This window comes from Streptomyces sp. NPDC055103, from assembly GCF_053607625.1.
This window is the reverse complement of record NZ_JBSGTX010000078.1, coordinates 12626-37290: the sequence shown is the minus strand read 5'-3', so window position 1 is coordinate 37290 and position 24665 is coordinate 12626. Positions and strand designations below refer to the sequence as shown.

The 24665-nt window shown below is 70.9% G+C and carries 41 protein-coding genes; 38 read left to right on the top strand and 3 right to left on the bottom strand.

All coding sequences use genetic code 11. The features are described 5' to 3' along the window. Nucleotides 1-87: 87 nt before the first annotated feature. Together ACWFR1_RS34260 and ACWFR1_RS34255 are read right to left on the bottom strand one after the other, a co-directional pair. On the bottom strand, nucleotides 88-351 hold the full coding sequence (locus tag ACWFR1_RS34260; RefSeq protein ID WP_453558231.1) for a hypothetical protein: 264 nt from the start codon (nucleotides 349-351) through the stop codon (nucleotides 88-90). A 184-nt stretch (nucleotides 352-535) separates the two neighbouring features. Beyond that, nucleotides 536-943, bottom strand: coding sequence for an XRE family transcriptional regulator (locus ACWFR1_RS34255; RefSeq protein WP_453558228.1), 408 nt, complete (start codon nucleotides 941-943; stop codon nucleotides 536-538). Between the two features lie 268 nt (nucleotides 944-1211). On the opposite strand from ACWFR1_RS34255, the gene ACWFR1_RS34250 reads away from it, so the two are divergent. The 17 genes from ACWFR1_RS34250 to ACWFR1_RS34170 all read left to right on the top strand — a co-directional run bounded on the left by ACWFR1_RS34250 (nucleotide 1212) and on the right by ACWFR1_RS34170 (nucleotide 10685). Next, on the top strand, nucleotides 1212-1499 hold the full coding sequence (locus tag ACWFR1_RS34250; RefSeq protein ID WP_453558225.1) for a helix-turn-helix domain-containing protein: 288 nt from the start codon (nucleotides 1212-1214) through the stop codon (nucleotides 1497-1499). Beyond that, nucleotides 1496-1687 (top strand): hypothetical protein, encoded by a 192-nt coding sequence (locus tag ACWFR1_RS34245; protein ID WP_453558223.1) that lies wholly within the window; start codon nucleotides 1496-1498, stop codon nucleotides 1685-1687. The genes ACWFR1_RS34250 and ACWFR1_RS34245 overlap by 4 nt, the downstream gene beginning before the upstream one ends. Nucleotides 1688-1761: 74 nt before the next feature. Then, nucleotides 1762-2076 (top strand): hypothetical protein, encoded by a 315-nt coding sequence (locus ACWFR1_RS34240; RefSeq protein ID WP_453558220.1) that lies wholly within the window; start codon nucleotides 1762-1764, stop codon nucleotides 2074-2076. Continuing rightward, nucleotides 2073-2855, top strand: coding sequence for a hypothetical protein (locus ACWFR1_RS34235; RefSeq protein ID WP_453558217.1), 783 nt, complete (start codon nucleotides 2073-2075; stop codon nucleotides 2853-2855). The genes ACWFR1_RS34240 and ACWFR1_RS34235 overlap by 4 nt, the downstream gene beginning before the upstream one ends. A 544-nt stretch (nucleotides 2856-3399) precedes the next feature. Continuing rightward, nucleotides 3400-3549, top strand: coding sequence for a hypothetical protein (locus ACWFR1_RS34230; RefSeq protein WP_453558215.1), 150 nt, complete (start codon nucleotides 3400-3402; stop codon nucleotides 3547-3549). Continuing rightward, a complete protein-coding gene (locus ACWFR1_RS34225; protein WP_453558213.1) occupies nucleotides 3546-4403 on the top strand; it encodes a PD-(D/E)XK nuclease-like domain-containing protein in 858 nt (285 codons plus the stop codon). The genes ACWFR1_RS34230 and ACWFR1_RS34225 overlap by 4 nt, the downstream gene beginning before the upstream one ends. Continuing rightward, complete coding sequence (locus ACWFR1_RS34220; protein ID WP_453558210.1) at nucleotides 4400-5044, top strand: hypothetical protein; 645 nt, start codon at nucleotides 4400-4402, stop codon at nucleotides 5042-5044. The genes ACWFR1_RS34225 and ACWFR1_RS34220 overlap by 4 nt, the downstream gene beginning before the upstream one ends. Then, on the top strand, nucleotides 5041-5592 hold the full coding sequence (locus ACWFR1_RS34215) for a hypothetical protein (protein WP_453558207.1): 552 nt from the start codon (nucleotides 5041-5043) through the stop codon (nucleotides 5590-5592). The genes ACWFR1_RS34220 and ACWFR1_RS34215 overlap by 4 nt, the downstream gene beginning before the upstream one ends. Then, nucleotides 5589-6482 carry a hypothetical protein gene (locus ACWFR1_RS34210; protein ID WP_453558205.1) on the top strand — a complete coding sequence of 298 codons (894 nt, stop codon included), beginning with the start codon at nucleotides 5589-5591 and terminating at the stop codon, nucleotides 6480-6482. The genes ACWFR1_RS34215 and ACWFR1_RS34210 overlap by 4 nt, the downstream gene beginning before the upstream one ends. After that, nucleotides 6479-6949: a WhiB family transcriptional regulator gene (locus ACWFR1_RS34205; protein ID WP_453558202.1), complete on the top strand. Its 471-nt coding sequence runs from the start codon at nucleotides 6479-6481 to the stop codon at nucleotides 6947-6949. Before ACWFR1_RS34210 ends, ACWFR1_RS34205 begins: the two co-directional genes overlap by 4 nt. A 69-nt stretch (nucleotides 6950-7018) precedes the next feature. Further along, nucleotides 7019-7834, top strand: coding sequence for a hypothetical protein (locus tag ACWFR1_RS34200; protein ID WP_453558199.1), 816 nt, complete (start codon nucleotides 7019-7021; stop codon nucleotides 7832-7834). Then, nucleotides 7831-8475, top strand: a complete 645-nt coding sequence (locus tag ACWFR1_RS34195; protein WP_453558197.1) for a hypothetical protein — start codon at nucleotides 7831-7833, stop codon at nucleotides 8473-8475. Before ACWFR1_RS34200 ends, ACWFR1_RS34195 begins: the two co-directional genes overlap by 4 nt. Beyond that, entirely contained in the window at nucleotides 8472-8645 is a 174-nt protein-coding gene (locus ACWFR1_RS34190) for a hypothetical protein (RefSeq protein WP_453558194.1), read from the top strand. Before ACWFR1_RS34195 ends, ACWFR1_RS34190 begins: the two co-directional genes overlap by 4 nt. A gap of 10 nt (nucleotides 8646-8655) precedes the next feature. Then, entirely contained in the window at nucleotides 8656-9237 is a 582-nt protein-coding gene (locus ACWFR1_RS34185; RefSeq protein WP_453558192.1) for a hypothetical protein, read from the top strand. After that, nucleotides 9234-9485 carry a hypothetical protein gene (locus tag ACWFR1_RS34180; protein ID WP_453558189.1) on the top strand — a complete coding sequence of 84 codons (252 nt, stop codon included), beginning with the start codon at nucleotides 9234-9236 and terminating at the stop codon, nucleotides 9483-9485. Before ACWFR1_RS34185 ends, ACWFR1_RS34180 begins: the two co-directional genes overlap by 4 nt. After that, nucleotides 9482-10039 carry a hypothetical protein gene (locus ACWFR1_RS34175; RefSeq protein WP_453558187.1) on the top strand — a complete coding sequence of 186 codons (558 nt, stop codon included), beginning with the start codon at nucleotides 9482-9484 and terminating at the stop codon, nucleotides 10037-10039. The genes ACWFR1_RS34180 and ACWFR1_RS34175 overlap by 4 nt, the downstream gene beginning before the upstream one ends. Before the next feature lie 4 nt (nucleotides 10040-10043). Next, nucleotides 10044-10685, top strand: coding sequence for a hypothetical protein (locus tag ACWFR1_RS34170; RefSeq protein WP_453558184.1), 642 nt, complete (start codon nucleotides 10044-10046; stop codon nucleotides 10683-10685). Nucleotides 10686-10739: 54 nt separating this feature from the next. Here the strand turns inward: ACWFR1_RS34170 and ACWFR1_RS34165 are convergent, their stop codons facing one another. Next, a complete protein-coding gene (locus tag ACWFR1_RS34165) occupies nucleotides 10740-11000 on the bottom strand; it encodes a hypothetical protein (RefSeq protein WP_453558182.1) in 261 nt (86 codons plus the stop codon). Nucleotides 11001-11133: 133 nt separating this feature from the next. Between ACWFR1_RS34165 and ACWFR1_RS34160 the strand changes: the two genes are divergently transcribed. The 21 genes from ACWFR1_RS34160 (at nucleotide 11134) to ACWFR1_RS34060 (ending at nucleotide 24658) form a co-directional block, all read left to right on the top strand. Continuing rightward, a complete protein-coding gene (locus tag ACWFR1_RS34160; RefSeq protein ID WP_453558179.1) occupies nucleotides 11134-11448 on the top strand; it encodes a hypothetical protein in 315 nt (104 codons plus the stop codon). Then, nucleotides 11448-12296, top strand: a complete 849-nt coding sequence (locus tag ACWFR1_RS34155) for a protein transporter Sec31 (protein ID WP_453558176.1) — start codon at nucleotides 11448-11450, stop codon at nucleotides 12294-12296. The genes ACWFR1_RS34160 and ACWFR1_RS34155 overlap by 1 nt, the downstream gene beginning before the upstream one ends. After that, nucleotides 12293-12769: a hypothetical protein gene (locus ACWFR1_RS34150; protein ID WP_453558174.1), complete on the top strand. Its 477-nt coding sequence runs from the start codon at nucleotides 12293-12295 to the stop codon at nucleotides 12767-12769. The genes ACWFR1_RS34155 and ACWFR1_RS34150 overlap by 4 nt, the downstream gene beginning before the upstream one ends. Further along, nucleotides 12766-13212 carry a hypothetical protein gene (locus ACWFR1_RS34145; protein ID WP_453558171.1) on the top strand — a complete coding sequence of 149 codons (447 nt, stop codon included), beginning with the start codon at nucleotides 12766-12768 and terminating at the stop codon, nucleotides 13210-13212. Before ACWFR1_RS34150 ends, ACWFR1_RS34145 begins: the two co-directional genes overlap by 4 nt. A gap of 1 nt (nucleotide 13213) precedes the next feature. Next, nucleotides 13214-13834, top strand: a complete 621-nt coding sequence (locus ACWFR1_RS34140; RefSeq protein ID WP_453558169.1) for a hypothetical protein — start codon at nucleotides 13214-13216, stop codon at nucleotides 13832-13834. A gap of 80 nt (nucleotides 13835-13914) precedes the next feature. Next, nucleotides 13915-14361 (top strand): DUF6221 family protein, encoded by a 447-nt coding sequence (locus ACWFR1_RS34135; protein WP_453558167.1) that lies wholly within the window; start codon nucleotides 13915-13917, stop codon nucleotides 14359-14361. 234 nt (nucleotides 14362-14595) lie between these two features. After that, the gene (locus ACWFR1_RS34130) at nucleotides 14596-15120 is read left to right on the top strand and encodes a GIY-YIG nuclease family protein (RefSeq protein ID WP_453558165.1); all 525 of its coding nucleotides are present in this window, start codon (nucleotides 14596-14598) and stop codon (nucleotides 15118-15120) included. After that, nucleotides 15117-15293 (top strand): hypothetical protein, encoded by a 177-nt coding sequence (locus ACWFR1_RS34125; protein WP_453558163.1) that lies wholly within the window; start codon nucleotides 15117-15119, stop codon nucleotides 15291-15293. Before ACWFR1_RS34130 ends, ACWFR1_RS34125 begins: the two co-directional genes overlap by 4 nt. Before the next feature lie 98 nt (nucleotides 15294-15391). Continuing rightward, entirely contained in the window at nucleotides 15392-15682 is a 291-nt protein-coding gene (locus ACWFR1_RS34120; RefSeq protein WP_453558161.1) for an HNH endonuclease, read from the top strand. A gap of 30 nt (nucleotides 15683-15712) precedes the next feature. After that, on the top strand, nucleotides 15713-16159 hold the full coding sequence (locus ACWFR1_RS34115) for a helix-turn-helix domain-containing protein (protein WP_453558158.1): 447 nt from the start codon (nucleotides 15713-15715) through the stop codon (nucleotides 16157-16159). Nucleotides 16160-16290: 131 nt separating this feature from the next. Continuing rightward, complete coding sequence (locus ACWFR1_RS34110; RefSeq protein WP_453558157.1) at nucleotides 16291-16878, top strand: helix-turn-helix domain-containing protein; 588 nt, start codon at nucleotides 16291-16293, stop codon at nucleotides 16876-16878. After that, nucleotides 16838-18424, top strand: coding sequence for a terminase large subunit domain-containing protein (locus tag ACWFR1_RS34105; RefSeq protein ID WP_453558155.1), 1587 nt, complete (start codon nucleotides 16838-16840; stop codon nucleotides 18422-18424). The genes ACWFR1_RS34110 and ACWFR1_RS34105 overlap by 41 nt, the downstream gene beginning before the upstream one ends. Nucleotides 18425-18438: 14 nt before the next feature. After that, nucleotides 18439-19611: a phage portal protein gene (locus ACWFR1_RS34100; protein WP_453558152.1), complete on the top strand. Its 1173-nt coding sequence runs from the start codon at nucleotides 18439-18441 to the stop codon at nucleotides 19609-19611. Nucleotides 19612-19613: 2 nt separating this feature from the next. Next, entirely contained in the window at nucleotides 19614-20294 is a 681-nt protein-coding gene (locus ACWFR1_RS34095; RefSeq protein ID WP_453558149.1) for an HK97 family phage prohead protease, read from the top strand. Between the two features lie 92 nt (nucleotides 20295-20386). After that, nucleotides 20387-21628, top strand: coding sequence for a phage major capsid protein (locus ACWFR1_RS34090; protein ID WP_453558147.1), 1242 nt, complete (start codon nucleotides 20387-20389; stop codon nucleotides 21626-21628). A 64-nt stretch (nucleotides 21629-21692) separates the two neighbouring features. Then, nucleotides 21693-21935 carry a hypothetical protein gene (locus ACWFR1_RS34085; RefSeq protein ID WP_453558144.1) on the top strand — a complete coding sequence of 81 codons (243 nt, stop codon included), beginning with the start codon at nucleotides 21693-21695 and terminating at the stop codon, nucleotides 21933-21935. Between the two features lie 3 nt (nucleotides 21936-21938). Then, a complete protein-coding gene (locus ACWFR1_RS34080) occupies nucleotides 21939-22535 on the top strand; it encodes a phage gp6-like head-tail connector protein (protein WP_453558141.1) in 597 nt (198 codons plus the stop codon). Nucleotides 22536-22543: 8 nt separating this feature from the next. Next, the gene (locus ACWFR1_RS34075; RefSeq protein WP_453558138.1) at nucleotides 22544-22999 is read left to right on the top strand and encodes a hypothetical protein; all 456 of its coding nucleotides are present in this window, start codon (nucleotides 22544-22546) and stop codon (nucleotides 22997-22999) included. Then, nucleotides 22996-23727 carry a hypothetical protein gene (locus ACWFR1_RS34070; protein WP_453558136.1) on the top strand — a complete coding sequence of 244 codons (732 nt, stop codon included), beginning with the start codon at nucleotides 22996-22998 and terminating at the stop codon, nucleotides 23725-23727. The genes ACWFR1_RS34075 and ACWFR1_RS34070 overlap by 4 nt, the downstream gene beginning before the upstream one ends. A gap of 6 nt (nucleotides 23728-23733) precedes the next feature. After that, nucleotides 23734-24144, top strand: a complete 411-nt coding sequence (locus ACWFR1_RS34065; protein ID WP_453558133.1) for a hypothetical protein — start codon at nucleotides 23734-23736, stop codon at nucleotides 24142-24144. Nucleotide 24145: 1 nt separating this feature from the next. Then, nucleotides 24146-24658, top strand: coding sequence for a hypothetical protein (locus tag ACWFR1_RS34060; protein ID WP_453558131.1), 513 nt, complete (start codon nucleotides 24146-24148; stop codon nucleotides 24656-24658). The last annotated feature ends 7 nt before the right edge of the window (nucleotides 24659-24665 follow it).

Genomic DNA, 24665 nt, shown 5'->3' with positions numbered 1-24665 from the left:
GCCAGATCGAAGCCTGACGAAATGCGCTTCTAAAACAGGAAGGCCCCACGGCTGAAAGCTCCGCGGGGTGAACTCCTGAGGGCGGGGTCAGTCGCGTTGGGGCGGAATCGTTTCTCCGCCCCAGTTCTGGCCCCACAGGCCACAGCCGATCACGTAGTCGAGGAGACGGTTGAACTCGTCTCGGAGTTCTTCACCCATCTCCGCTTCGTCGACGGCCCAGACGAGGGCTCCGTCGACTTCGACGGGGACGACGCGGCGGCCGTCTGGCATCTCCTTCTTGGGTACGAGCTGGATGCGGACTGATGGCCGCTGCTCACGCTGCTTGTGCTTCGCCGTTCCTTCGTCAGCCATGTGGCCCCCATCGCCTTGACCCCGCATCGTTCGATCACCAGTTCGAACCGAACGACAAACGCAGGCTACCGGAACTACTCGCCCCCCAGGCGGATCACTCATGCTGCCACTCAGGCCAGGGATTTGACTACACCCTGCACGCATGAATCACGGAGCGTGGCATCCCTGGCCAATGACATATGCCTCAGGTCTTTTCCGACCCCGCGATGGTGTCGATCAGCCGCATCAACTGCTCCCGCTGTTCGGACGTCATGCGGTCAGCCTGGATGGCCAGCGCGCGGGCCTCACCGCTCACGCTCCACACCGTGTCGATACGAAAGAACTGGGCGCCGGCAGCATCTTGTACGCGTCCGAGCGAGACGTCGAGCGCCGCCGCAAGAGCCTCAAGCTGTTCGTACGCCGGCGGCACGATCGCAAGCCCCTTTTCCAGCTTGTTGATCCAGCTGTACTTGCAGAGCGGTTCGCCGGTGGCCGGGTCGACGGTGCGAGCTTCGACCGCGCGGAGGCTCAGCCGGAGCTCGGCTCTGCGGTCCCGCACGAGGTCTGAGAGATCAGTCCGCGCCGCCGCAGACGTTCGATCTTCGGTAGCCATGAGGCTCATCCTGCCACTCCGTGTCATGTCATGGGCTGTGGGGTGTCCATGTGACTCGCGGTGCGTATGGCGAAAACCCCCAGGTGGAGCGCATGCGCCATCGCGTGCGCTGAACGGATTGTCCACGAAAAACAACGACGAGCGCTAGTGGCACTCGGTTCCTTGGCTGGATCGACGCAACTCTGTTGTTTCTGGTGGACATCCTGTTCACCGTGTGCCACAGTGGGTCTTGTTCACCCAGAACAACAACCCGTTCATGGTGGTAAACGTGATCGAAGACGCACCCAAATACAGGCTCGTCAGCGCCGACCTGCTGCGCACCCTCATGCAGCGCACCGGCACCGGATCGGCCGTCACCGGCCGCCGGCTGGCCAAGGACGCAGGCATCTCCCACGGCATCATCGGGATGCTTCTCACCGGCACGAGGGACACCGTCTCGGCCACCACCGCTCAGCGGATTGCCCAGCGGATCGGCGTGGACCTCTTGGTCCTCTTCATCCCCTCCGAACGCGCCGACTCCAACCGGTCGCACCTCCGCCTCACGGACACAGCGTGAGTGCCGCGTTCAGCATGGCGGCCGCCCGTAAGCGGCTTGGCTCGAACGCCGTCGCGGCAATTGAGCGAGCTGTAGACGCCGCTCCCCCGCTTCGCGCCGAACAGCGCGAGCAGATCCGTGCGGTGTTTGCCACCGCCCACCCCCGTCAGGCCACCACGCCCACCATCCCGGTTCCGCGCGCCGCCTGACCCCAAAAAGAACGGGGCCGCTGGACCATGCCCGGTCCCTGCGACCCCTCGAACCCACTGAATGGAGTGGATCCATGAACAACCCTACCGTCAGCCAGCAGATCGCGGTCTTGGAGTTGCTGCGGGAGAAGGCTCTCGCGAACCCGGACCTGCCCGCCCCGTACGTAACGATCGGCGCCTACCGCGAGACCGTCGCGCTCAACGTGCAGTGCGGTACGCCTGGCGCGTTCGAGGCGTGGCGCGAGGCGCTGGGCTTCCCGGCGGACACGGCGGAGTTGAAGAACGCCGGCGGCGACGACTACCTGAGGATCGACGCGAAGGTCGGACCGACCGACGTGTGCCTGACCGGCTACGGCCTGGTCGCGGCCGCCGAGGCGGTGGCCGCATGAGCGCCCGCGAGGACGCCGTGCAGGCGTTCGTGAACGGTGGCTGGTCGGAGCAGATTGCCCGCGAGATCGTCGCTTCGGTGCGCGCTGAGGCGCTGGCCGAGCGGGACGCGCAGGTCATCGAGTGGCTCGGCAAGAAGGCGGGCGAGTTCGGCAAGTCGAACCGCGAGAACCGATCGAAGGCCGAGGCCGTGGCGCGGATGGCGGACAAGCTGTCCCGTGGCGCGGTCCGCGACGACGAGACCGGGGTGTCGGAGCTGTACCGGCTGCGGTCCGAGAACGGCCGTCTGCGGTCCGAGGCGCGGCAGCTGCGGAACGACATCACCGGCGCGTGCCTGGCCCGGTGGGAGGAAGAGCAGGAGAACGCGCGGCTTCGGTTGGCGTGGCGGTCGGCTCGGGAGCGGGCGCAGGCGTACGGCGAGGGCATCCTCCGGCACGTCGAGGAGCGCGACTCCTACGCGGGCTGGCTGAAGCAGGAGCAGGCCGTGACTCAGCAGCTCCGTGCCCGGGTGGCTGAGCTGGAGGCGGAACGGCACTCGACGAACGAGGCCCTGTCCGACGCGGCCGTACAGCTGTGGGTGCAGCGGGACCGGATCGCCGAGCTGGAGAAGCGGCAGGCGGAGGACCCGTACGACGCGCTCCCCACCTTCTCGGCCAGCGAGATCGCCCGGTGGCAGGCCCGCCAGCAGGAGGACCCGCACGACGGACCGAACCACCACGACTACGCCCTCGGCCGTGACCTCCCCGCCATCCCCCACCAGCGGGACGAGGAGGCGCTGTGACTGCCGGCAAATCCGAGCGCCATGCTGCGCTTGCCATCGCCTCTCGCGCGGCTGACGCCGACGACTGTCGCCTCCTGCTTGCCATGCTCGGCATCACCGCGTCGCAGCCAAAGCACGGCCGGGGCCGTCCGCCTGTCGACCATGGGCATGGTCACTACGTCACGTACGCCAAGGGCTGCCGCTGTGACGACTGCCAAAACGCCCATCGGATCAACGCTGGGGAGAGGCGTGCCCGTTGGTCTGCCGACCCGGTAGGCGCTGACAGTGCGGGGCATGGGAAGGCGTCGACCTACCGAAACCGCGGCTGTCGGTGCACGGCTTGCACTGCCGCAAACAGCCAGGCCAACAAAGACTATCGGGCTCGGCTTCGCCAGCGCGCCGCCCTGGCGGAGATCGATGCCTTCGCCCGAACCGGCCGCTGCCCGCGCTGCAAGGGCACGTTCGAGGACTGCACGTGCGGGGGTGCCGCGTGAGCGACGACCGCCGCCTAATCCTCCTCCAGGCCACCGCCCTCGCGCAGGGCGGCGAGTGGACCACCCGCCGCGTGCAGCGCCTGTACCGGCAGCTCGGCTACGAAGCGCCCCTGCGCCGCACCGCCCGCCGCGACCTGGCCCAGCTCGCCCGCGAGGGCGTCCTCGTCCTCGTCGACACCACCCCGACGCGCCGCTACTACACCGTCAGGACCACCGCATGAGCACCACCACCATGCCGGGCATCGAGCCCGGCCTGTACCCGGACCTTCCAGCAGAGGCGTATCACGCGGACCGCGGTTCCCTGTCGTCGACGGGCGCCCGCCGGATCCTCGCCGCCCCCGCCCTGTTCCGGTACGAGCAGGACCACCCCCAGCCGCGCCGGGCCGTGTTCGACTTCGGAACGGCCGCCCACCGCGTCGTCCTCGGCGACGGCCCGGAGCTCGTGGCGATCGAGGCGGACGACTGGCGGACGAAGGCGGCCCGCGAGGAGCGCGATGCGGTCGCCGCGGCCGGTGGGCTGGCGCTGCTGGCCGCCGACTACGACCGGGTCCACGACATGGCGGACGTGATCCGCCGCCACCCGATCGCATCCGCCCTGTTCGCGCCGGGCTCAGGCCGCCCGGAGGTGTCCGGATTCTGGCGTGACGAGCTGACGGGCGTGATGCGTCGGGTCCGGTTCGACTGGCTGCCGCACCCGCGCGGCGGCCGGCTGATCGTGCCGGACTACAAGACCACCGCTGACGCGTCGCCGGAGGCGATCGCCCGGTCGGTCGACTCGTACGGCTACCACCAGCAGGCCGCCTGGTACCTCGACGGCGTCCGCGCGCTCGGCCTCGGCGACGAGCAGGCCGCCTTCCTCTTGGTGTTCCAGGAGAAGACCGCCCCGTACCTGATCACCGTGGTCGAGCTGGACGTGGAGGCCATGGCGATCGGCGCCGGCCGGAACCGCCGCGCCCTCCAGGTCTACGCCGAGTGCGTCGCGTCCGGCCGCTGGCCCGGCTACGTCACCGACAGCCAGCCCCTCTACCTGTCCCTTCCCCCGTGGGCCGCCAAGCGCGACGAGGAGTACCTGTGAACGAGATCGCCATCCCCGACAGCAACACCCCCGCCGTACCCGCCCCGACACCCGAGCCGCCGTCGTCCGCGCTGATCCTCTGGGCGAACGAGGCCCGACAGGCCGCACTCGTTGCCGAGTCCCTCGCCCGCACCTCGTTCGTCCCGCAGTCCCTGCGCGGCAAGCCCGAGGACATCACCGCCGCGATCCTCGCCGGGCAGGAGCTCGGGCTGCAGCCGATGGCCACGCTCCGCTCGATGGACGTCATCCAGGGAACGCCCGCCCTCCGGGCCCACGCCATGCGCGGCCTCGTCCAGTCCCACGGTCACGAGGTCGAGCTCGTCGACTCCAGCCCGGAGCACTGCATCATGCGCGGCCGCCGAAAGGGCAGCGACGAGTGGCAGGAGGTGACGTGGACGCTCGAACGCGCCGCCCTGCTGGGCCTCACTGGGAAGTCGGAGTGGAAGAAGCAGCCGCAGACCATGCTCGTCGCCCGTGCGACGGGTGAGATCTGCCGCCTGATCGCCTCCGACGTCCTGTACGCCATGCCGTACGCGTCCGAGGAACTGGACCACGGCAGCCCCGAGCTCGCGGTGACGGTGCAGCGCGTGACCGCCGCCGAGATCCTCGCCGGCCCCGTCGACAAGGACGAGGTGGCGTGATGCGACTCCCCTTCATCTCCCGCCGCCGCGCGCAGGCCAACGTGGACCTGGCTGTGACAGCCGTGTGGCACCTCGTCGACGAGGCCGAGGCCGCGACGTGCGAGGCCCGCATCGAGCAGCGCCAGGCCGAGGCCCAGCTCACTGCCGCGCGGGAACAGCACCCCACGGTTGAGGTCGAGCACACGGAGCTGTGGTCCCTCATCGACTGGTCCCTGTGGGGCTCCGGCATGGGCGACGTGTTCCGTGAGCAGCTGGCCGACCAGTTCATCGCCGCCATCACCCCGGAGCAGCACGATCAGGCGCTCCGCCTGATCGAGGCCTGGACCGAGAGCGGCCATCTGCCGCTTGGTCGCCGCTGCTACGAGGACCAGCAGCAACGTCTGCACCGCGCCCTGCGCGCCGTCGCCCGCGAGCGCCGCCAGTCCGTCGCGTACCGCCGCACCATCGACCGCCTGACGGACCAGCTGCTCGACGCCACCGGCAACCAGGGCGAACCGCTCCTGCCCGAAGCGCGCCGCGTACTCGACCTCGACAAGGAGGACGCGTGACCACCATCGAGACCCCCGCGGCCGGGATGACCCCCCTCCCGGCCGCGGGCTCCAACCTTCCGGCGCACGGCACCCTGTCGCGCGTCAAGGGGTACGGCTGCAAGTGCGACCCGTGCCGCAAGGTCAGCCGCGACTACACGAACACCCGGACCCGGCTCATCGCCTACGGCCGCTGGCAGCCGTACGTCGACGCCGACCCGGTCCGCGCGCACATCCGGATGCTGTCGACCTTCGGCATCGGCATCCAGCGGACCCGCGTCCTGGCCGGCATGTCGAACGGCAGTCTCTCCCGTCTGCTGTACGGACGGGGCGAGCAGCGCGGCCCGTCGCGGCGAATCCGTACCCAGACCGCTGACCGGATCCTCACCATCCGGCCGTCGCTCGACCTCGCCGCCCCGTCCGCGCTCGTCGACAACACCGGAACCCGACGCCGTCTGCAGGGCCTTGTCGCCGTCGGCTGGCCGCAGATCGACCTGGCTCGCCGGGCCGGAGTCGACAAGATGTCGGTCAACGACCAGCTGCACGGGGCCTGCACGACGGCCCGCAGTTCGACCGCGCGCACTGTCCGGGATCTGTACGAGCAGTTGTGGAACGTCGACCCCTGCACGCGCGGCGTTGGCCAGCGGTGGGCGAAGGAGGCCTGCGTCCTCGCCGTGGCCAACGGCTGGGTGCCGCCGGCCGCGTGGGACGACGACTACATCGACAGCCCCGCCGCGACACCCGACGTGGGTGAGGAAGTCGCCCGGTATGTGGCGATCACCGAGGACGCCACGTGGCTGGAGCAGGCGCAGGGCTACACCCGGGCGCAGGCCGCGAACCGGCTCGGCATCACCCGGGACCACCTGGAGCGCGCCCTGTCGTACGCCCGGCAGAGGGGGGTGGCCGCGTGAGTACCCGCGGAACCAGCCTCGATCAGGCACCCGACTGGCGCATGGCAGCCGCGTGCCTCCGCGTCGCACCCGACGCCATGTTCCCCGACCCGGGCAACCGCACGGCCAGCGCTGCCGCGGTTGCCGTCTGTGCCACCTGCCCGGTCCGGCTTGTCTGCCTCACCGAAGCCCTCGACGAGGAGGGCGGTAGGACGAAGGACAACCGGTTTGGGATCCGCGGCGGCCTCACCCCCAGTCAGCGGTGGGCCCGTCGCCGTGCTGGCCGGCCGCCCATGCCGGACCCGACGCCACGGCAGCACACCGGCGGTAAGGCGCTCGCGCCGTGCGGCACCCGAGCGGCGTACGAGCGGCACCTACGCCACAAGGAGCCCGTCGACGACGCGTGCCGCGAGGCCAACAACGCCGCGAACATCGCCAAGCGGGAACGGCAACGCGAACTCCGAGCGCTCCGCCGCCAGGCCGCCTGATCCCCCGCCCGGGGCCGTGCGCCCCGGGCCACCGAACCACCCTCCCCGCACTCCAGGAAGAAGCCGCGCATGCCGACCCGGTTCGAGTACGAGCGAGCCATCCGCGCCAGTGAGCTTAAGCCGCCGTCGCGGCACCTGGGGCTGACGATCGCCACGTGGGCGGACGTACGGACCGGCATCATTCCCGACCGCCTGCAGCCCTCCCTCACCGTCCTGGAGAAGGCGACCGGCCTCTCCAGGGGCGCGGTGCGTACGCACCTTGACCTCCTGGAGGAGGGGGGCTGGCTGCACCGGGGTCGGCCGTCGGTGGCAAGGGCTCGTGCGGAGAAGGCGACGACGAAGTACAAGATCCTCGTTCCGAAGTCGGTCATCTTGCCTGCCGACGACGACTCCGAAGCTAGGGCAGGAGATGCCCTACCCGACGAAACGGTAGGGCAGGAGATGCCCCAACCTAGGGCAGGAGATGCCCTAGCTCTAGGGCAGGAGATGACCCCCTCTAGGGCAGGAGCTGCCCTCAGTAGTTACAGAAGTACCAACGGACCGGTAGTACCCCCTGCTGCCGCGCTCCCGGACCAGATGCTCAGCAAGTGGTGGGAGCAGTACGGCCATACCACTGCCCAGAACAAGAGCACCATCCGAAGGGCCATCGCCGACGCCCTCACCAACGGTCTCGCACCCGCCACCCTCTGGGACGCCCTCACACGCCTCGGCGACCTCGCCAAGCCCATCACCGGCGGCACCCTGCAGTTCGCCCTCTCCGAACTCCGCCAGGCCGCCACAGGCGCCGACATCGTTCCCATCCGCCCCGGCACCCCCACCGAAGACCCACTCAGCCGCGCCATGGCCCGCGCCCGCGCCCGCATGCAGCAGAAGGAGACATCGTGACCGACGAAGAAACCGTCATCCTGGTCGGCTACGTCCGAGCCCTCTGCCCCCAGCAGAAGTTCGACGAGTACAGCCCCGACGCCTGGTACGACGTCCTCAACGACTACTCCCTCGACGAGGCCAAGACCGCCGCCGCCGCGGTCGCCCGCCGGCAGCCGTTCGTTGCCCCCGGCGAGATCGCCACCGAGGTCCGCCGCGCCCGTGCCGCCCTCGTGTCCGTCGACGCCGAGACCGAACCGCCCGCAGCCGACCCGAACAACGTGCCCCTGTACCTCCGCACGCTCCGCACCCACCGCCGGAACGTCGCCACCGGACAGGCCCCCGCCACCCCCGCGATCACCGCGAGCGTGACCGAGGCCGACGTGTCCGCAATGCGACAGCAGCAGGACCTCGCCGCGTTCATCAAGCAGACCAGCCGCGAGGCCGCCGCCCGATGCGCCGCCCGCGTGCAGATCATCGCCCGCTACCCCGACCTCGTCGAGCGCGTCACCGAACAGCTCGGCCGCGACAACTGGAACGGCTACATCCCGCCCGAGCACGACGCCACCGGCCGCATCAACACCAGCCCCATCCGCCGCCGGCTCGTCGCCATCCTGGCCGAGGCCGAGCAGCGTGCTGGCCAGCAGCAGGCCGCCGCATGACCCCGGCCGAGCCGCAGCCCCTCGATCCGCACCTCGCCTACGAGGAATGGCCCGACGGCACCTTCGGCGGCAACTTCCACTCCCCCAGCCCACCCCCCGGATGGACCCCCGGCGAACAAGCCGCACACCGCGCCGAACTCGAAGCCGCCATCCGCACCCCCGCCGCCTGACCCGCCCACCATGACCTTCGAGTACCGCGACCCCGAAACCGGCGACAAGCTCATCGCCCGGCACGACATCGACGACGACCAGAAGCCCGTCACCGTCATCCGTACCACCGGCCTCAACGACGGCGTCTACGTCCCGCTGGACCGCGTGGAGGAGGTGGTTGCCGGGATCCGGGACGCCGCCCGCACCGCCAGCGGACAGCAGCCGACCGCCGCGGCGTACAGCGACGGCAAGGGACGCGCCTACTGCCTCACCTGCGCCGCTCACCCCGGCGCGGAAGTGCCTCTCACCATCGACAGCATCGACCCCTGGGAGGCCTGCGCGCACTGCGGCCGGTTCGTGGTCGACGTCGCCCGGGAAGCCCCCGCTGTTGGGCAGCCGGCCGAAGCACACGACACCGAGGCCCGGCCGCCGCAGACCCGGTGGCACGTCGAGGGCTACGACGCGGACGAGTGGAACCCCTGCACCGGATACCAGCGGGACCGCGAAGCAGCTCTCAGCGGCCGGGAGGGCTTGAAGCGCCGCTACCCCGACATGCCCACCCGCCTCGTGCGGGAGACGACCACCTGGACCGTGGAGGACGAAACCCGATGACCCAGCCCACCACCAGCGAGGCCCGCGCCGCACTGCTCGAATACGCCGACCGGTACGGCTACACGGATCACGTGAACACTCTCCTCAACGCGTACCGCGCCGCCGTCCTCCACGAAGCCGCCGACTCCATCGACGGCATCCCCACCGGCGACTGCTCGGACGCGGACTCCCACGACGAGGCATGGGACTGGGGCGCCCAGGCCGCTGCCACCGAGCTCCGCCGGATGGCCGAGGAGGCCCGCTCATGACCACCCCCGCCGCGTGCATCCGCGACGCCTGCACCCAGCAGTGCACCACCGAATGCCGCGAGGCCATCAACCGGGCGTGGACGTCGCTGCGCGGCACCCAGCGCGTACAGCCAATGGACCGGCCCGGCATCAACGACCTCCGCCAGCAGTACGCCGAAGCCCTTGCCGGGCACGCCGGATCCAAGGCGTTCCTCGCGGACGGCACCGAATGGGAGCACGCCCGAAGTGTCTGGTACGCGCACGCCGACGCCGTCCTGAGCGTTCGGGACGCCGAGATGGAGCGCATGAAGCTCCTCGTCGCCGCCAGCAGCGAGGACGGGCAGGCCGTGCGCATGGCTGCCCAGTACGCCGAGCGGGCCATCGAGAACGGGGAGCGCGCCGACCGGGCCGAGGCCGAGCTTGCCGCCGTGCGCGACGAGTGCGACCGCATCGAGGCCGCCGTCCGCGGCACCCCGACCAGCACGGACCTGACAGGCGGCTACCTAGCCTGCCTGCGCCACATTCGCGCCGTCCTCGACCAGCACGGCCAGACCCCCGCTCGGAAGGACGCGTGACCCGATGACCGACTGCGGCATGTGCGAGACCCCCGTCGAGCACGGCTACCTCTGCCCCGGCTGCACCCGATCCCTTGCCGACCGGCTCCAGCGCATGCCGCGCCTCTACAACGCCCTGGAGCCCTTCCTCGCCCCCTCGGCCACCCGCGAACCCAGCGGCGGACGTACGGGCCACGCCGAGGCGCCCATGCCCGTCTCCGAGCCCGTCCTCAACCTGCGCGGCCCCGGCGGCATCGTCGGCGTCCTCGAAGACTGGCGCGCCGCCCTCCACGCCGCCCGCCGCTGGGCGGCGCCCACCCCCGGCGTGGGCATCACCAACCGCGTCGCACTCGCCGCCGGCGCGCTCCTCCACTCCACCGACTGGATCAGCACCTGCTGGCCCGAGGCCGGCGACCTCGCCCACGAGATCCGCGACCTCGAACGCGACATCGCCACCATCACCGGCGCCCGCGAACGCCCTACCGGCCTCCGCCTCGGCCACTGCCCGGCCGAGCACGCCGACGGCACCCTCTGCGGAGCCACCCTCCGCCTCCAGCCCGGCGAGCAACTCGTCACCTGCCGGTGGTGCACCACTACCTACCCGCCCGCCACCTGGACCCAGCTCAAGCAGCTCATCGACCACGACACCCAGCAGGCAGCCGCCTGAGAGCGTCCAGACACGACGAAGCCCCCGCCGGACGATCCGGACGGGGGCCTCGCGCTACTCGGCGGCCGGCGGCTTGCCGTGGACATCCGTTCGCCACCCAGGACGCGTGATCCGACCCGCGAAGTAGGGGCGCGCCAACCGGTAGTCCACGGCGCTCGCCCGGCCGATCTTCACCACCGGCGGGAACGCGGGGTCCTCCCTCGCCAGCTGGGAAACCCTCTGATGGCTGATCTTCTCCACGACTCCGTCAGCGACCAGACGGTCCGCGAGTGCGCGCAACGACAGCATCTCTGGCCCTCCTTCGGGCTCGGTCATGGCACCATCTTCCCTGACCTACTAGCCATATGGCTAGGAGGTCGCTACGTTGGATCCAGCACAACAGAACGGCCCCGGTCGGTGGTCAGACCGGCCGGGGCCAGCCCACCCCTGCACACGACAGGAGAAGGCCATGCCCGAGCGTACCCACCTCACCCAGCAGGACGAAGCCCTCCGCCAGGCCCGCCTCGACGACCACATCCGCGACGGCCTCCGACACATCGCCGACAAGCTCAACCAGCGGCAGCCCGGCCACCTCATGACCGCCGGCCAGCGCCTTGCCGTCGCCCTCACCGTCGCCGACACCACCCACCCGGACAACGAAGACGCCGCCGTCGAGCTGGAACGCCAGCTGCTGCGCTGCATGCCCTTCGTCGATGGCCAGGTCGTCACCCGCGGTGAGTACGCCCTGTGGCTCCACAAGGCCGCCAAGGAGGTGCGCTCCTGATGCGCACCCGTACCCTCCGCGAGACCCGCAAGGTCCCCCACACCATCGACGGCCGCACCGTCCTCATCGACGAGCCCTACGACGTCCAGGTCACCATCCCGCCCCGCGACTGGGACCGCACCGTCCGAACCGCCGTCCTCACCGGATCCGGACTCATCGGACTCGCCTCCGTCGCCTGGTCCACCGTCAGCATCGGCGCCCTCCTCACCGTCGACGTCCCCCCGGCCGCGGCCTACGCCGCCGCCGGCGTCTTCGACCTCATGTGGATCGGCTGCATGGCCCTGGAGTGGCTCGCCCGCTACGACCCCGCCCGCGCCGCCGCACCCCGCAAGGCCGGATGGGTCGCGCTCGCCATCGCCATGCTCGCCATCGCCGCCCACGGCCACACTGAGGGCTCCCTCACGGTCGGCATCATCGGCGCCGCCGTGTCCGGCCTCGCGAAGTGGATGTGGACCCTCGTCCTGCGCAGCTTCGCCCACCGACTCGACCCGCGCACACAGCAGTGGGTCGACGCCCAGCGCGCCGAGGCCGAGGGACAGCTCGCGCTCGTCCCCGTCCGCCGCGACCTCGCCCGCGCCCGCGGCCTCGTCGCCGCCGAGCAGACCGCCCTCCAGGCCTCTCCGGAGACTGCTCCGGAGCCTCCGGAGGACGAGGAGGAGACCCCGGAGGGTGCTTCGGAGCTCCCCGCCTCCGGGCCTGTGACCATGGCGGAAGCCGTCCGGACCGCGCTCTCCTGCGGCATCACCGACCCGGATGCCGTCCTCCGCTACGTCCGCAAAGTCGTCGACGCCAACGCCAAGGAGGGGTCCGTCTCCCGGACGCTCCGGAGCCTCCGGAGGCCCGCGTGACTGCCCCGGACTGGTGGGACAACCTCTACGACCCCGACGACCAGCCGCCCGCCGACGTCGAGGCGACGGAGCGGCGCCGCTGGTGGAGCGTCCGCGACACCCCCACACCGGAGCCCGAGCCCCAGACCGGCGTCCACGTCACCATCCGGCCCACCGCCCCGCCCACGCCCGCCAGCCCCCGCCGGGCCCGCCTCCGCTGGTGGGTCCTCCGCCGTGGCACCGCCGCCGCCGTCGGCTGGACCCTCGGCCTCGGCCCCGCCGTCCAGTCCCAGCTCGTCGAAGCCGGCCCCGGCGCCATTGGGTTCGCCCTCCTGCTCTGGGTTGTCGCCTGGTGGCTCGCCACGTGGCTCCTGCGCCTCGTCCCCGCCGCAGCCATCCCCGAGGTTCGCGACGGCGCCGACTGGGCCGCACACATCCCGTCCGCCACCATCCTCCTCGCCCTCGCCCTCCACACCCCCGGAGCCCTCCAGTGACCACGATCGCCGCCCCCGCAGCCGTCTTCGGCGGCCTCGGAGCCGGAGGCCTCGCCCTCGCCCTGGCCGTCCTCCTCGTCCTCGGCGTCCGCAGCAAGGGCAAGGTCAAGCTGAAGGACAACCCGGCCATCGCTACGGCGTTCCTCGCCGCCACCGCGTTCTCCGCCGCAGGCCAGATGTGGGCCAACCCCGAGAAGGTCATCGGCCAGGGCCTCGGCGGCCTCGGCGTCGGCCAGGGCGCGGGCGGCCCGTTCGGCGACGTCCAGCTTGGCGCGGTCGCACTGATCCTGCTGATCATCATGCTGTTCGCGTCCATGAGCCCCGTCTTCGGCGCCGTCCTCGGATTCATCGCCGGCATCGTCTGGCCCGCCACCGGCGGCGGCGCCATCTGGGCCATCCCGTGCGAGCTGGCCAAGGCCGCACTCGCCATGATCGGAGGCTGACATGCGCGTCTGGATCGCCATCTGGGTCGGCTCCAGCACGCTGGCCGGACACGTGGGGGAGTGGCTCCGCAGGGGAGTCGCCGCCCGCCTCCTGGGCCTGCTGCTCGCCTGCGGGTTCATCAAGGGCCTCCCGTGGACCACCCACATCGCCACCCTCACGGCCGCCGGATGGCTCCTCGCCGCGATCACCATCGGCCTCCGCCATCCCCTCCCGACCGCCGCCCCAGCCGTCGAGGAGCTGGAGGAGGAGACCGCCGACAGCACGCCCCTCCCCGACGTCGACGAGCTCGCCACTGCCCTCCACCACATCGGCGCCCCACACGCCCACCTTGCCGCCCTCGCCGAGCACCTCGACCTCTCCCCCGCCCATGCACGAGAAGCCCTCACCGAGGCCGGCATCCCGATCGGCCCCTGCCGCATGAAGGGCCGCGGCTCCTCAACAGGCATCAAGGCCGCCGACTTCCCGCCCCTCCCCTCCCCCACTCCGACCGCCCCAGAGACCGTTGTTGACGCAGGTCAGGACGACAACAACAACACCAAGGGCATCCGCCGCTGGCCCTGGGGCCAGACCGTCACCGACCCGACCGAACGCCTCCACCACACCGTGAGCAAGACCCCCTGAGGAGCCCCCGTGACGTACTGCGAGACCTGCGGCTGGTGGACACGACCCGGCTGCGGCCACTGACACGAGAGGATGACCCCATGGACGACCTGATCGCGTTCCTCCGCGCCCGCCTCGACGACGACGAGCAGACCGCACGCGCCGTCAGCTACGACCGCATCGAGACCGCCGAGTACCTGTGGGGTTCGCAGTACCTGCTGCTCCAGCGCGGCAAAGGTGAATCGAAGGTCACCGCCGAGCTGGACGCCGAACTCTCCCAGCACATCGCCCGTTACGACCCCGCGCGGGTGCTGGCCGAGGTCGACGCCAAGCGGCAGATCGCCCGCGAGCACGGCCCCTCCGACAAGCACACCACCATCTGGGACTGGTTCGAGCTGGGCACATGGTGTGGCGAGTGCGGCACCGACCCATGCCGAGAACTCACCAACTGCCCCATCTGCGGTGCCAGCGACGGATGCCGGACGCTCCGCCTGCTTGCCCTGCCGTACGCCGACCACCCCGACTACCAGGACGCGTGGCGGCCGTAGCCCCAACTGTCAGTGGCCGCAGCTACCGTGGACGGCAGTCCCATCCGCTGCGGCTGGCTGCCCGCGACTCGGACCCCGCCCCGCTCTGCCGGACACCCGGCACGGCGGGGCGCACAATTGCAAGCCCCGGCAACGGCAGCAACCGTTCCAGGGCACGGCCGATCTACAGAGGAGATCGACGTGTACGAGGATAGTCCCCAACACATCTGGGGCCCCGACACTCAGGCCGCCCCGATGGCCCCTGAGAACCTGAAGCCCGCTGGCCGCCTCATCGACCAAGACGACCCCGCGCTCCGCGAGATCCTGCAGGCCCTCTTCGATCTCTCGGGTGGCCTGGGCAACGTCACGGACCCGGACGAGGACACCGTCAGGATGGCCATCCGCCTCGGGCACGCCCGCTACGACCGCATGCAGGCGGGAGTCGAGCCGCCCCGCGGCAGGTCCGCCAGGGAGCGAGTTGACGGCCAGGTCTACTACATCCGCCGCGGCCCGCTCGTAAAGATCGGAACCACCGTCGACTTGTACGGCCGCATGGCCGCGCTCCTTCCTGAGGAGGTCCTCGCTGTGGAACCGGGAAGCCACGCCAAGGAGACTGAGCGCCACCGCCAGTTCGTCGCCCTGCGCGTCCCAGGACAGCGAGAGTGGTTCTACGCGGGGCGTGAGCTCCAGGACCACGTCGAGGAAGTCCTCGACACCTACGGTCCACCACCGAGCGACCTCCCCACACTGCCGTCTGACCATGGCACCGTGGACCCGTGAGCAGACTCGTTGACACCGCCGCCGCCGCCCTGGGCACCAACGTCAAACCCGCCACCATGCGGAAGTGGCTCCAGCGCGGCAAGCTGACCAACCACGGCCACGACTACTGGGGCCGAGCCATCGTCGACATCGACGAGATCGAGGCCATCCAACGCGCCAAGAACGCCGCTTGATCAGCGTTCAAACCCGTGTCACACTGACCCCGGACCGGCATGCCCGGACACCGACAGGCCCGCCACCGTGCGGGCCTTCGTCATGTCGGGGGGTGACTGTGGCCAAGCGGACCGACCTCACCGAGTACGGATACCGCAAGAGCCGCGCCGCCTTCCTCGCAGAGCAGGACGTGTGCCACCTCTGCGGCCACGCCGGCGCCGACGTCATTGACCACATCACCCCCGTCAGCAAGGGCGGCAACCCCCGCGACCCCGACAACTGGGCCCCCGCCCACGGCGTCAACCGCTGCCCCACCTGCGGCCACAACTGCAACGGCGAGAAGAGCGACAAGCCGATGAGTGCGGCCGCCACCCTCAACACCAGCCGCGACTGGTACGCCGGACCCTAAGAGCAGAGCTAAGGAATGGGCGAACGGAGCATGACGGAGCAGCAGCGCGGTCGCCGCGCGATCGAGGTAGGCCCCACTGGCAAGACGGTCGCAACCAATCTCGCGCGGCTCCGCGAGCGCCGCGGCCTCACGACTCGCCAGCTCTCGGCGCTGCTGGAGCGCCAGGGGCGCTCCATCCCCCCGTCCGGCATCACCCGCATAGAGAAGGACGAGCGCGTAGTCACGGCGGACGACCTGGCGGCGCTGGCCGTCGCGTTCGGGGTGTCGCCCTCCGCGCTCCTCCTGCCCCTGACCAACTCGCCCTCAGACCCCGTGGACGTCACCGGCTGCGGCCCCGTGCCGGCCAAGGACGCGTGGGACTGGGCCAACGGCGAGCGACCCCTCAAGCTCACCTCTGGCAAGGAGCGGAGCGAGATGGTCGAGCACCAGTTGTACGGCCGTCCTCAGTGGCTCTGGCCGGACAAGGACGGCGCCTGATCTCTCGGCAGCGCCCCGCCTTTTTGGGCCGGGCCTCTTCCCAGCCCCGCGCCCAGCTTTTATTTTTCTCCCCCCGGCCCTGACCAGCCCATATGCGATGTCTGGGCCACCGATGCGAGGGGAGGCGGACGATGGCAGCACGCGCCTCCGAGATCGGCCCCGCCGGGCACCACGTCGGCCAGGCCGTGGCCCGGCTCCGCGAGGCCCGCGGCTGGGACCAGGGGGACGTCGTGGTCCGGCTCGCAGCCGAGGGCGTCGCCGTGTCGCAGCCGATCCTCTCCAGGATCGAGGCCGGCACTCGGCGCGTGGACGCCGACGAGCTCGTTGCCCTGGCCGTCGTTCTCGGCGCGAGCGTCACCGCGCTCCTCCCGCCCACGACCACGCTCGGCAACGAGCAGCAGATGCCCGAGCTCGTCGAGCACCAGGACGACGAGGACCTCGGCCCGGTGAGCGCCGCCCTCGCTGACGACATCGACCAACTCGGCGACCTCACCGGCATGGAGCCGACCCTCGCGGCCACCGCCGTACGGCTGGCCGGACACATCGACGGGCAGCGCCCCGTGCCCTGCGACGAGTGCGGCGCGCTCGTCCGCCTCCCCGTGGACCCGCGCACGCTGCCCCAGCTGACGCGCGAGCTGCGGGCGACTGTGACCGCGCTGCTGGAGGGGCGGACCGTGGATGACGACGATGACGACCTCGGCGACCTCGGAGCTGTCTGAGACCTGGGCGCCGCCGCCGGCGTTCGCTGCCGACCTCCTGGAGCGGTACGGGCTCACTTGTCCGCCGCGCTGGGGCACCCCGCGCAATCCGGACTTCCCCAGCCTGGGGCCGAAGCTGTGGAAGGTGATGGCCGCGCTCGGCGCCCCGCCGATGCCGTGGCAGAAGTACGTCACCGACGTGGCCCTCGAAGTTGACCCGGCAACTGGTCTGTTCGTGCACCGCGAGGTCGGCCTGTCGGTGTCCCGCCAGCAGGGCAAGACCGAGCTCACCCTCGGCGCCCAGGTGCACCGTGCGCTCGCCTTCCCTCGGCAGAACATCATCTATGCCGCGCAGACACGGGGCATGGCCCGGCAGCGCTGGGAGGACGAGTTCTGGGAGAAGATCTCCGCCTCGCCGCTGGCGAAGCGGGCTCGGATCCGCAAGTCCAACGGCAACGAGGCGATCCTGTGGGGCGCGACCCGCTCCCGGATGGGCATCACCGCCAACACGGAGAAGGCCGGCCACGGCCCGCCGCTCGACCTCGGGTTCATCGACGAGGCGTTCGCCCACGAAGACGACCGCCTGGAGCAGGCGTTCTCCCCGGCGATGCTCACCCGGTCCATGGCCCAGTTGTGGTGGGCGAGCGCGGGCGGCACCGAGCGGTCGGCGTGGCTGAACAAGAAGCGGGCCAAGGGCCGCGAGCTGGTCGAGGCCATGTGGGCCGCTCTCGCCGAGGACCCGGCCGCGCCGCGGCCCCGCGCGGCGTACTTCGAGTGGTTCGCCCCCGAGGACATGCCCCGGGACGACCCGGCCACCTGGCACGCCACCCTGCCCGCGCTCGGGTTCACGGTCACCGAGGACACCATCCGGGCCGAGCTGGAGAAGCTGGACCCGGCCGAGTTCGACCGTGCGTACCTGAACCGGACGCGCAAGAGCACGCCGCCGGACGACCCGAACATCCCGAAGGCGGAGTGGGCGGCGCTCGTGGACGCCACGTCGCGGCCGCCAGCCGAGGAACTTGCGCTCGCGGTCGACGTGTCGCAGGACCGCAAGCACGCCAGCATCGGCGTCGCGATCCGGCGGCCCGACGGGCGCGTGCACCTGGAGCTCATCGACCGCCGGGCCGGTACCGCATGGGTGGTCCCGGCCGTCGTCCGGCTCGCCGCCCTGTGGCGTCCGCTGGTCGTCGCGATCTCCGGGGCGGGCACCCCGGCCGGATCGCTCGTCGACGACCTCGTCGCCGCGGGGATCACCGTGCCGGAGAAGAAGGACCAGCCCCACCGCGGGCACCTCGTCGTCCTACGCGGCGGGGACATGACCGAGGCGTGCGGCCAGCTCGCCGACGCGCTGCGCCAGGACACCGTCCGCCACATCGATCAGGCCCCGCTCACCGCCGCCATCAACGGCGGCCGGACCCGCCGGGTCGGTGACGCCTGGGTCCTGGACCGCACGGCGTCGCTCGTCGACGTCGGCCCGCTCATCGCCGTGACCGAGGCCCGCTGGGCCCTGCTCGCCAAGGGGCCGGCCGTCCTGGACGACTACGACGTCCTCAACAGCATCGGATGAGAGGAGGTGGCGGTATGCCGCGCTGGACCCGTGCGCTCGCCGTACCGTTCCGGCGGCTCGGCCAGGTCACGAGGCGGGCGATCACCTCGCTCCCCTGGTCCGCGGGGGGCCCGTCGTCGTCGGCGATGTCCGCCGAGCGGGCCCTGACCTTGATCCCGGTGTTCGCGTGCGTGCGGATCATCTCGGAGTCGGTGGCCACGCTGCCGTTGCAGCTCTTCCGCCGGGACGGCTCCGCCCGGGAGCCGCTGAACTTCGTGCCCCAGTTGTTCTGGGCGCCGGACACGCAGGGCGATCTGGTGACGTGGCTGTCGAAGTGCCTCACCTCGATGCTGCTCCGCGGCAACGCTTATGGCCTGATCACCCAGCGGGACGCCCTCGGCTTCCCGACGATGATCGAGTGGCTCAGCCCCGACGACGTGTGGGTCGACGAGACCAACCCGATCCGTCCCGTCTACTACTGGCGCGGTCGGCATGTCGACACGAGCGACATCGTCCACATCCCGTGGGTCGTCCTGCCCGGGCACGTCGTGGGCCTCTCCCCGGTGGCCGCGTTCGCGCAGACGATCGGGTTCGGCCTGACCATCACGCAGTACGGCCAGTCCTGGTTCGCCAACGGCGGCACCCCGCCCGCCGTCCTGAAGAACTCCCAGCGCACCATCACCCCCGCGGACTCGGAGGAGATCTCCGACCGTCTGTCGGCCCGGATCCGGGCTCGTAAGCCGCTCGTCATCGGCTCCGACTGGGACTTCACCGCCCTGTCGGTGAGCCCCGAGGAGTCGCAGTTCATCGAGTCGCTCCGGCTCAACGCCACGCAGATCGCCGCGATCTACGGCGTCCCCCCGACCAAGGTCGGCGGCGACTCCGGCGGCTCGATGACCTACGCCAACGTCGAGGCCGAGGCGAACGACCTGGCCGCGATGACCCTGCGGCCGTGGATGGTCCGCCTGGAGAACGTGTTCTCCCGCCTCATGCCCGGCCGGGAGTACGTGCGGTTCAACGTCGACGCGATGATCCGCACCTCGCTCCTGGACCGATACAACGCGCACGGCATGGCCATCCGCGACGGCTGGCAGAACCGCGACGAGGTCCGCGCCACCGAGAACAAGGCCCCGATCGAGGGCCCTGTCGGCCAGATGTACGGACCGCTCCCCGCCCTTCCGGCCGGGACCCCGACCCAGGAGGTATGACCATGGGCGACGCTGAGCGCCGCTTCACCCGCGGCCTCGTCGAGGTCCGCGCCAACAGCGGGCAGTCCCGCCAGATCGGGGGCTACGCCGCGAAGTTCAACAAGCTGAGCCAGAACCTCGGCGGGTTCGTCGAACGTCTCGACGCCTCGTTCTTCGCCAAGAGCGAGGGCGACGGCTGGCCCGACGTGATGGCCCGCTACAACCACGACGACAACCGGCTCCTCGGCACCACCGAGGCCGAGACGCTCCGGCTCCTCGTCGACGGCACCGGCCTCGACTACAGCGTCGACGTTCCGGCCTCCCGCGAGGACGTCTACGAGCTCGTCCAGCGTGGCGACGTCCGCCGCTCCAGCTTCGCATTCCGCACGTTCGCCGACGACTGGTCGCAGACCGAGGACGGGTTCCCACTGCGGACCCTGCTCTCTGGCGCGCTCGTCGACGTCGCTCCCGTCAACACCCCCGCTTACATGGACACCTCGACCGGTCTGCGGTCGCTCGCCGAGAAGGCCGGCGCCGACCTCGCCGAGGTCCGCGCGGCTGCCGCCTCCGGCGAGCTCGGCCGCTTCCTGGGGGCCAAGCCCCCGACCCTCATCGACCTCGCGCCGAGCGGGCAGGGCGACACCCACCCGCTCATCGCGATCCGGCGGCGGCGCGCCGAGCTGGAACTGCGCCGCACCCCCTGAGGCAGGGCGACACCCACCTCGACACCCCATTCACACCTGACGCCCCGGCCACCGGCCGCACGGGCGTCGTCGTCATGCCCAAGGAGGGCACCGTGCCCGAGTACATCAAGCGTCTCCACGAGCAGCGCGGAAAGCTGTGGGAGCAGACCAAGGCCCTGCTCGACACCGCCGAGGCCGAGAAGCGCGACCTCACGGCCGAGGAGGACCAGACCTACCAGCGGCTCAACGGCGAGATCGACGCCATCGACGCCCGCGCGAAGGACCTGGCCGCCGCCGAGCAGCGCACCAAGGACGCCGACGAGACTTTCCGCCAGCTCCTGGAGAAGGAGCCCGCCCCCGAGGCCCGGGGCAGCGCCGCCGACCAGGAGCTCAAGCGGGTCCGCGACTGGCTCACCGGCGCATCCGGGAGCCGCTCCCTGGACGTCGCCCCCGACAAGTCCCTGCCGCTGGACCAGCGCACCCTGTCCAAGCTCACCGCGGCCGCCGGCGCGAACACGGTCCCGATCAGCTTCTACAACCGTCTCGTCCAGCACATGATCGAGACGTCCGGCGTCCTGGCCGCCGGGCCGACGGTCCTGCGCACCGCGACTGGCGAGCAGCTCCAGATCCCCAAGACGACCGCGCACTCCGCGTCCGCGGGCATCGTCGCCGAGGCCGGGACCCTGACCGCGAACGAGCCGACGTTCGGGCAGGTCAGCCTGGACGCCTACAAGTACGGGTTCCTGCTCCAGGTCTCCCACGAGCTGGCGAACGACACCGCCGTCGACCTGCTCGGCTACCTCGCGATGCAGGCCGGCCGCGCGCTCGGCAACGGCTTCGGCACGCACCTCGTCACCGGCGATGGTTCGTCCAAGCCGAACGGCGTCCTGACCGCCTCGACGCTCGGAAAGACTGGTGCCGCGTCGGTGGCTGGTGCCCCGGGCGGCGACGACCTGATCGATCTCTTCTACTCGATCATCGCCCCGTACCGGCAGTCCGGCTCCTGCGGCTGGCTCATGCGGGACGCCACCGTGGCCGCGATCCGTAAGCTCAAGGACTCCACCGGCCAGTACCTGTGGCAGCCCGGCCTCCAGGCTGGCAGCCCGGACACGATCCTCGGCAAGCCGGTCCGGACCGACCCGAACGTCCCGGCCGTCGCCCTCGGCGCCAAGTCGATCCTCTTCGGCGACTTCTCCACGTACTTCGTCCGTCAGGTCGAGTCGCTCCGCTTCGAGCGGTCGGACGACTTCGCGTTCAACACGGACCTGATCACGTACCGGGCGATCCTGCGCGGCGACGGCGACCAGGTCGATACGACCGGCGCGATCAAGCACTTCATCGGCAACGCCGCCTGATCCCCGCCCGGGGCGGGCCCGCGCGAGGGCCCGCCCCGGCACAACCACCGAAAGGAGCACCACCGTGCGCGTGCGCATGAGGATCAAGATCAGCGGGACCCGGGACGGCGAGGACTGGCCCGACAAGGACGGCGAGATCACCCTTCCCGACGACGAGGCCGAGCAGCTCCTGCGCTACGGCGCCGCCGAGACCGTCACCGAGCCGGACACCACCGGCGCTGGCCACGGCGAGCAGGAGCCGGACGAGGAGACCGCGGCCGCCCCGGACACGGCCGAGGCGCGGCCGCGCTCGCGCCGCAAGGCCTGACCCGTGGTCGCCCCCCTGTACGCCGACCTGGCCGACCTGCGCGAGATGCTCAACCTCGCCGACGACGACACGAGCCGGGACAACCTGCTGACTACCGCGCTCACGGCAGCGTGCCGGGGGATCGATCGGGCGACCGGCCGCCGGTTCTACCTCGATGAGACCGCCGCCGTCCGCGTCTACCGCCCAGCCGGGCGGACAGTGTGCGGCAACGACGGCGAGCGCCTAGTCGTCGACGACATCGGCAGCGCGACCGGCCTCGTCGTCGAGACCGGCACGGCTGGCGCCTGGTCGACCGTCACCGACTACGAGACCACACCGGACAACGCCCTCGCCCGTGAGCGCCCCATCACCGCCCTGCTCACCAACTCCAGTTGGGGCACCGGCTCCAGCCGGATCCGGGTCACCGCCAGGTGGGGCTGGCCGGTCGTACCGGAGGAGATCGAGCAGGCCGCGCTCATCCAGGCCGCCCGCCTCTTCCGCCGCAAAGACTCCCCGGAGGGCGTGACCGGATCGGCGGAGTGGGGCGTCGTACGGCTATCGCGCCGCGACCCCGACGTGTGGGCCCTCATCGAGCACTTCATCGTCCCCGGTTTCGGATAGGAGGACCCATGCGCATGTCCGCCGTCCGCGCTGCGATCGCGGACGCCGCCCGCCAGGTCGTCATGCCCGCGGGCACCGCCAAGCTCACGTGCTCCGGGTATATCCCGGACGCCGTGAGCCATCCACATTTCTTCGTCGGCGAGTACTCCGTCGAGTTCGACAAGGCCATGGCCCGCGCGCTCGACGAGTGCGAGTTCACCTGCCGTGTCCTCGTCGGCAGGGCCGACGACCGCGCCGGACAGGAAGTCCTCGACGCGCTCCTCGACGGCTCCGGCCCCGCCTCCCTCAAGCAGGCCATCGAGACCGCCCGCGGAGCCCCGGGCGAGTACGCCCTCGGCGGCCTGGCCGACGACCTTCGCGTGACCCGCATCCAGGGATACCGCTGGTACGAGCACCAGGGCACCCAGTACGTCGGCGCCGAGCTCATCATCCGCGTCATCGGAAAGGGGGCACCCAGCCCATGAGCATGGTCCTCACCAACGTCCGGGCCTTCGCAGTCGGGGCCGACCTCACCAGCGCAAGCAACAAGGTAGAGCTCGGCGCCGAACACGAAGAGAAGGAAGTCACCAACTACGGCTCGGCCGGGTGGAAGGAGCTCATCGGCGGCATCGGCTCCGCCGAGATCTCCGCCGAGGGCCAGTGGGAGGCAGGCGACCCGAGCCTCATCGACGACGCGTCCTGGGCCCAGCTCGGCGGCGTCGGCCCCTGGACCGTGTGCCCGAACACCGCGCAGGTCGGATCCCTCGCCTACCTCACCCGGGCCCTGCGCTCCGACTACAAGCTCCTCGGCTCCGTGGGCGACGTTGCCCCCTGGTCTGGCACCGCCAAGTCCAGCTGGCCGCTGGTGCGCGGGCAGATCGCGCACCCGCCCGGGACCGCCCGCACCGCGACCGGCAACGGCACCGTCCTCAACCTTGGCGCCGTCGCAGCCGGGCAGCGCCTCTACGCCGCGCTGCACGTCCTGTCCGCCGCCGGAACGACGCCGTCTCTCACCGTCTCCATCGAGTCCGACGACGCGGCCGGCATGACCACACCCACCACCCGCCTCACGTTCGACGCGGCCACGGCCGCCAGCGGGCAGACGCTGCGCACCGACGCAGCGGCCATCACCGACACGCATTACCGGGTCGCCTGGGCCATCACCGGCACGGCGCCCTCCTTCATGTTCGCTGTCTCTCTGGGAATCAGGTGATCACCCATGCCCAAGATGGTCCTCACGGCCGAGTACGTCAGCCTCAACGGAACCGACCTGTCCGAGTACGCCCGCAAGGCCGAGCTCGCGGTCGAGGTGGAGGAGAAGGACGTCACCACCTATGCCTCCGCCGGCTGGAAGGAAGTCATCGGCGGCCTCAAGTCCGGTGAGCTGGGCTGCGAGTTCCTCCAGGACTTCGCTGCCACCCGGATCGACAGCATCATGTGGCCGCTGCTCGGCACGGTCGTCGCGTTCGAGGTCCGCCCCACCAATGCGGTGGTAGGCACGTCGAACCCGAAGTACACCGGATCCATTCTGATCAAGGAGTGGAAGCCCATCGAGGGCTCGGTCGGCGACGAGGCCACCTCATCCGCGTCGTTCCCGACGTCCGGGCCGGTACTCCGCGCCACCGCCTGAGATGGCCAGCAACGGCTTGCCGTTCGAGCTCCGCATCGAGACCCACGAGGGCCTGGCCGCGCTCACCCGCGCGATCCGCGCCGAGGCCGACGGCAAGGAACTCCGCAAAGACCTGGCGAAGAACATGCGCGAGGCCCTCAAGCCCGCGGCCGCCGAGGCCAAATCCAAGATCATGGCCATGTCCTCGGCCGGCCCCGGCACCGCCCCCGGGCTGCGCTCCTCCATCGCCCGGAAGATCCGGCCCGAGGTCAAGCTCGGCGGCCGCTGGTCCGGCGCCCGCGTGAAGGCGTTCAAGACCAAGAACATCCGCCACTTCCCCAACGCCCCCAAGCGCACCAACAGGGCGAGGGGCTGGCGTCACCTCGTCTACGGCCGCGAGGACTCCTGGGTCACCCAGCACGGCAAGGTCGACTGGTTCGACCACGCCATGCAGGGCGTCGGGCCCAACGCCAAAGACGCCGTCGAGCAAGCCATGTCGGACATGGCCCGCCGCCTCGCATCCCGTATCGGATAGGAGCAAC

Bases quoted from the DNA above. Each gene is read 5' to 3' on its own strand.
- ACWFR1_RS34260 (WP_453558231.1), bottom strand. From the start codon at position 351: ATGGCTGACGAAGGAACGGCGAAGCACAAGCAGCGTGAGCAGCGGCCA.
- ACWFR1_RS34255 (WP_453558228.1), bottom strand. From the start codon at position 943: ATGGCTACCGAAGATCGAACGTCTGCGGCGGCGCGGACTGATCTCTCA.
- ACWFR1_RS34240 (WP_453558220.1), top strand. From the start codon at position 1,762: ATGAACAACCCTACCGTCAGCCAGCAGATCGCGGTCTTGGAGTTGCTG.
- ACWFR1_RS34235 (WP_453558217.1), top strand. From the start codon at position 2,073: ATGAGCGCCCGCGAGGACGCCGTGCAGGCGTTCGTGAACGGTGGCTGG.
- ACWFR1_RS34225 (WP_453558213.1), top strand. From the start codon at position 3,546: ATGAGCACCACCACCATGCCGGGCATCGAGCCCGGCCTGTACCCGGAC.
- ACWFR1_RS34200 (WP_453558199.1), top strand. From the start codon at position 7,019: ATGCCGACCCGGTTCGAGTACGAGCGAGCCATCCGCGCCAGTGAGCTT.
- ACWFR1_RS34190 (WP_453558194.1), top strand. From the start codon at position 8,472: ATGACCCCGGCCGAGCCGCAGCCCCTCGATCCGCACCTCGCCTACGAG.
- ACWFR1_RS34185 (WP_453558192.1), top strand. From the start codon at position 8,656: ATGACCTTCGAGTACCGCGACCCCGAAACCGGCGACAAGCTCATCGCC.
- ACWFR1_RS34180 (WP_453558189.1), top strand. From the start codon at position 9,234: ATGACCCAGCCCACCACCAGCGAGGCCCGCGCCGCACTGCTCGAATAC.
- ACWFR1_RS34175 (WP_453558187.1), top strand. From the start codon at position 9,482: ATGACCACCCCCGCCGCGTGCATCCGCGACGCCTGCACCCAGCAGTGC.
- ACWFR1_RS34170 (WP_453558184.1), top strand. From the start codon at position 10,044: ATGACCGACTGCGGCATGTGCGAGACCCCCGTCGAGCACGGCTACCTC.
- ACWFR1_RS34165 (WP_453558182.1), bottom strand. From the start codon at position 11,000: ATGACCGAGCCCGAAGGAGGGCCAGAGATGCTGTCGTTGCGCGCACTC.
- ACWFR1_RS34160 (WP_453558179.1), top strand. From the start codon at position 11,134: ATGCCCGAGCGTACCCACCTCACCCAGCAGGACGAAGCCCTCCGCCAG.
- ACWFR1_RS34155 (WP_453558176.1), top strand. From the start codon at position 11,448: ATGCGCACCCGTACCCTCCGCGAGACCCGCAAGGTCCCCCACACCATC.
- ACWFR1_RS34140 (WP_453558169.1), top strand. From the start codon at position 13,214: ATGCGCGTCTGGATCGCCATCTGGGTCGGCTCCAGCACGCTGGCCGGA.
- ACWFR1_RS34135 (WP_453558167.1), top strand. From the start codon at position 13,915: ATGGACGACCTGATCGCGTTCCTCCGCGCCCGCCTCGACGACGACGAG.
- ACWFR1_RS34130 (WP_453558165.1), top strand. From the start codon at position 14,596: ATGGCCCCTGAGAACCTGAAGCCCGCTGGCCGCCTCATCGACCAAGAC.
- ACWFR1_RS34115 (WP_453558158.1), top strand. From the start codon at position 15,713: ATGACGGAGCAGCAGCGCGGTCGCCGCGCGATCGAGGTAGGCCCCACT.
- ACWFR1_RS34110 (WP_453558157.1), top strand. From the start codon at position 16,291: ATGGCAGCACGCGCCTCCGAGATCGGCCCCGCCGGGCACCACGTCGGC.
- ACWFR1_RS34105 (WP_453558155.1), top strand. From the start codon at position 16,838: ATGACGACGATGACGACCTCGGCGACCTCGGAGCTGTCTGAGACCTGG.
- ACWFR1_RS34100 (WP_453558152.1), top strand. From the start codon at position 18,439: ATGCCGCGCTGGACCCGTGCGCTCGCCGTACCGTTCCGGCGGCTCGGC.
- ACWFR1_RS34095 (WP_453558149.1), top strand. From the start codon at position 19,614: ATGGGCGACGCTGAGCGCCGCTTCACCCGCGGCCTCGTCGAGGTCCGC.
- ACWFR1_RS34075 (WP_453558138.1), top strand. From the start codon at position 22,544: ATGCGCATGTCCGCCGTCCGCGCTGCGATCGCGGACGCCGCCCGCCAG.
- ACWFR1_RS34070 (WP_453558136.1), top strand. From the start codon at position 22,996: ATGAGCATGGTCCTCACCAACGTCCGGGCCTTCGCAGTCGGGGCCGAC.
- ACWFR1_RS34065 (WP_453558133.1), top strand. From the start codon at position 23,734: ATGCCCAAGATGGTCCTCACGGCCGAGTACGTCAGCCTCAACGGAACC.
- ACWFR1_RS34060 (WP_453558131.1), top strand. From the start codon at position 24,146: ATGGCCAGCAACGGCTTGCCGTTCGAGCTCCGCATCGAGACCCACGAG.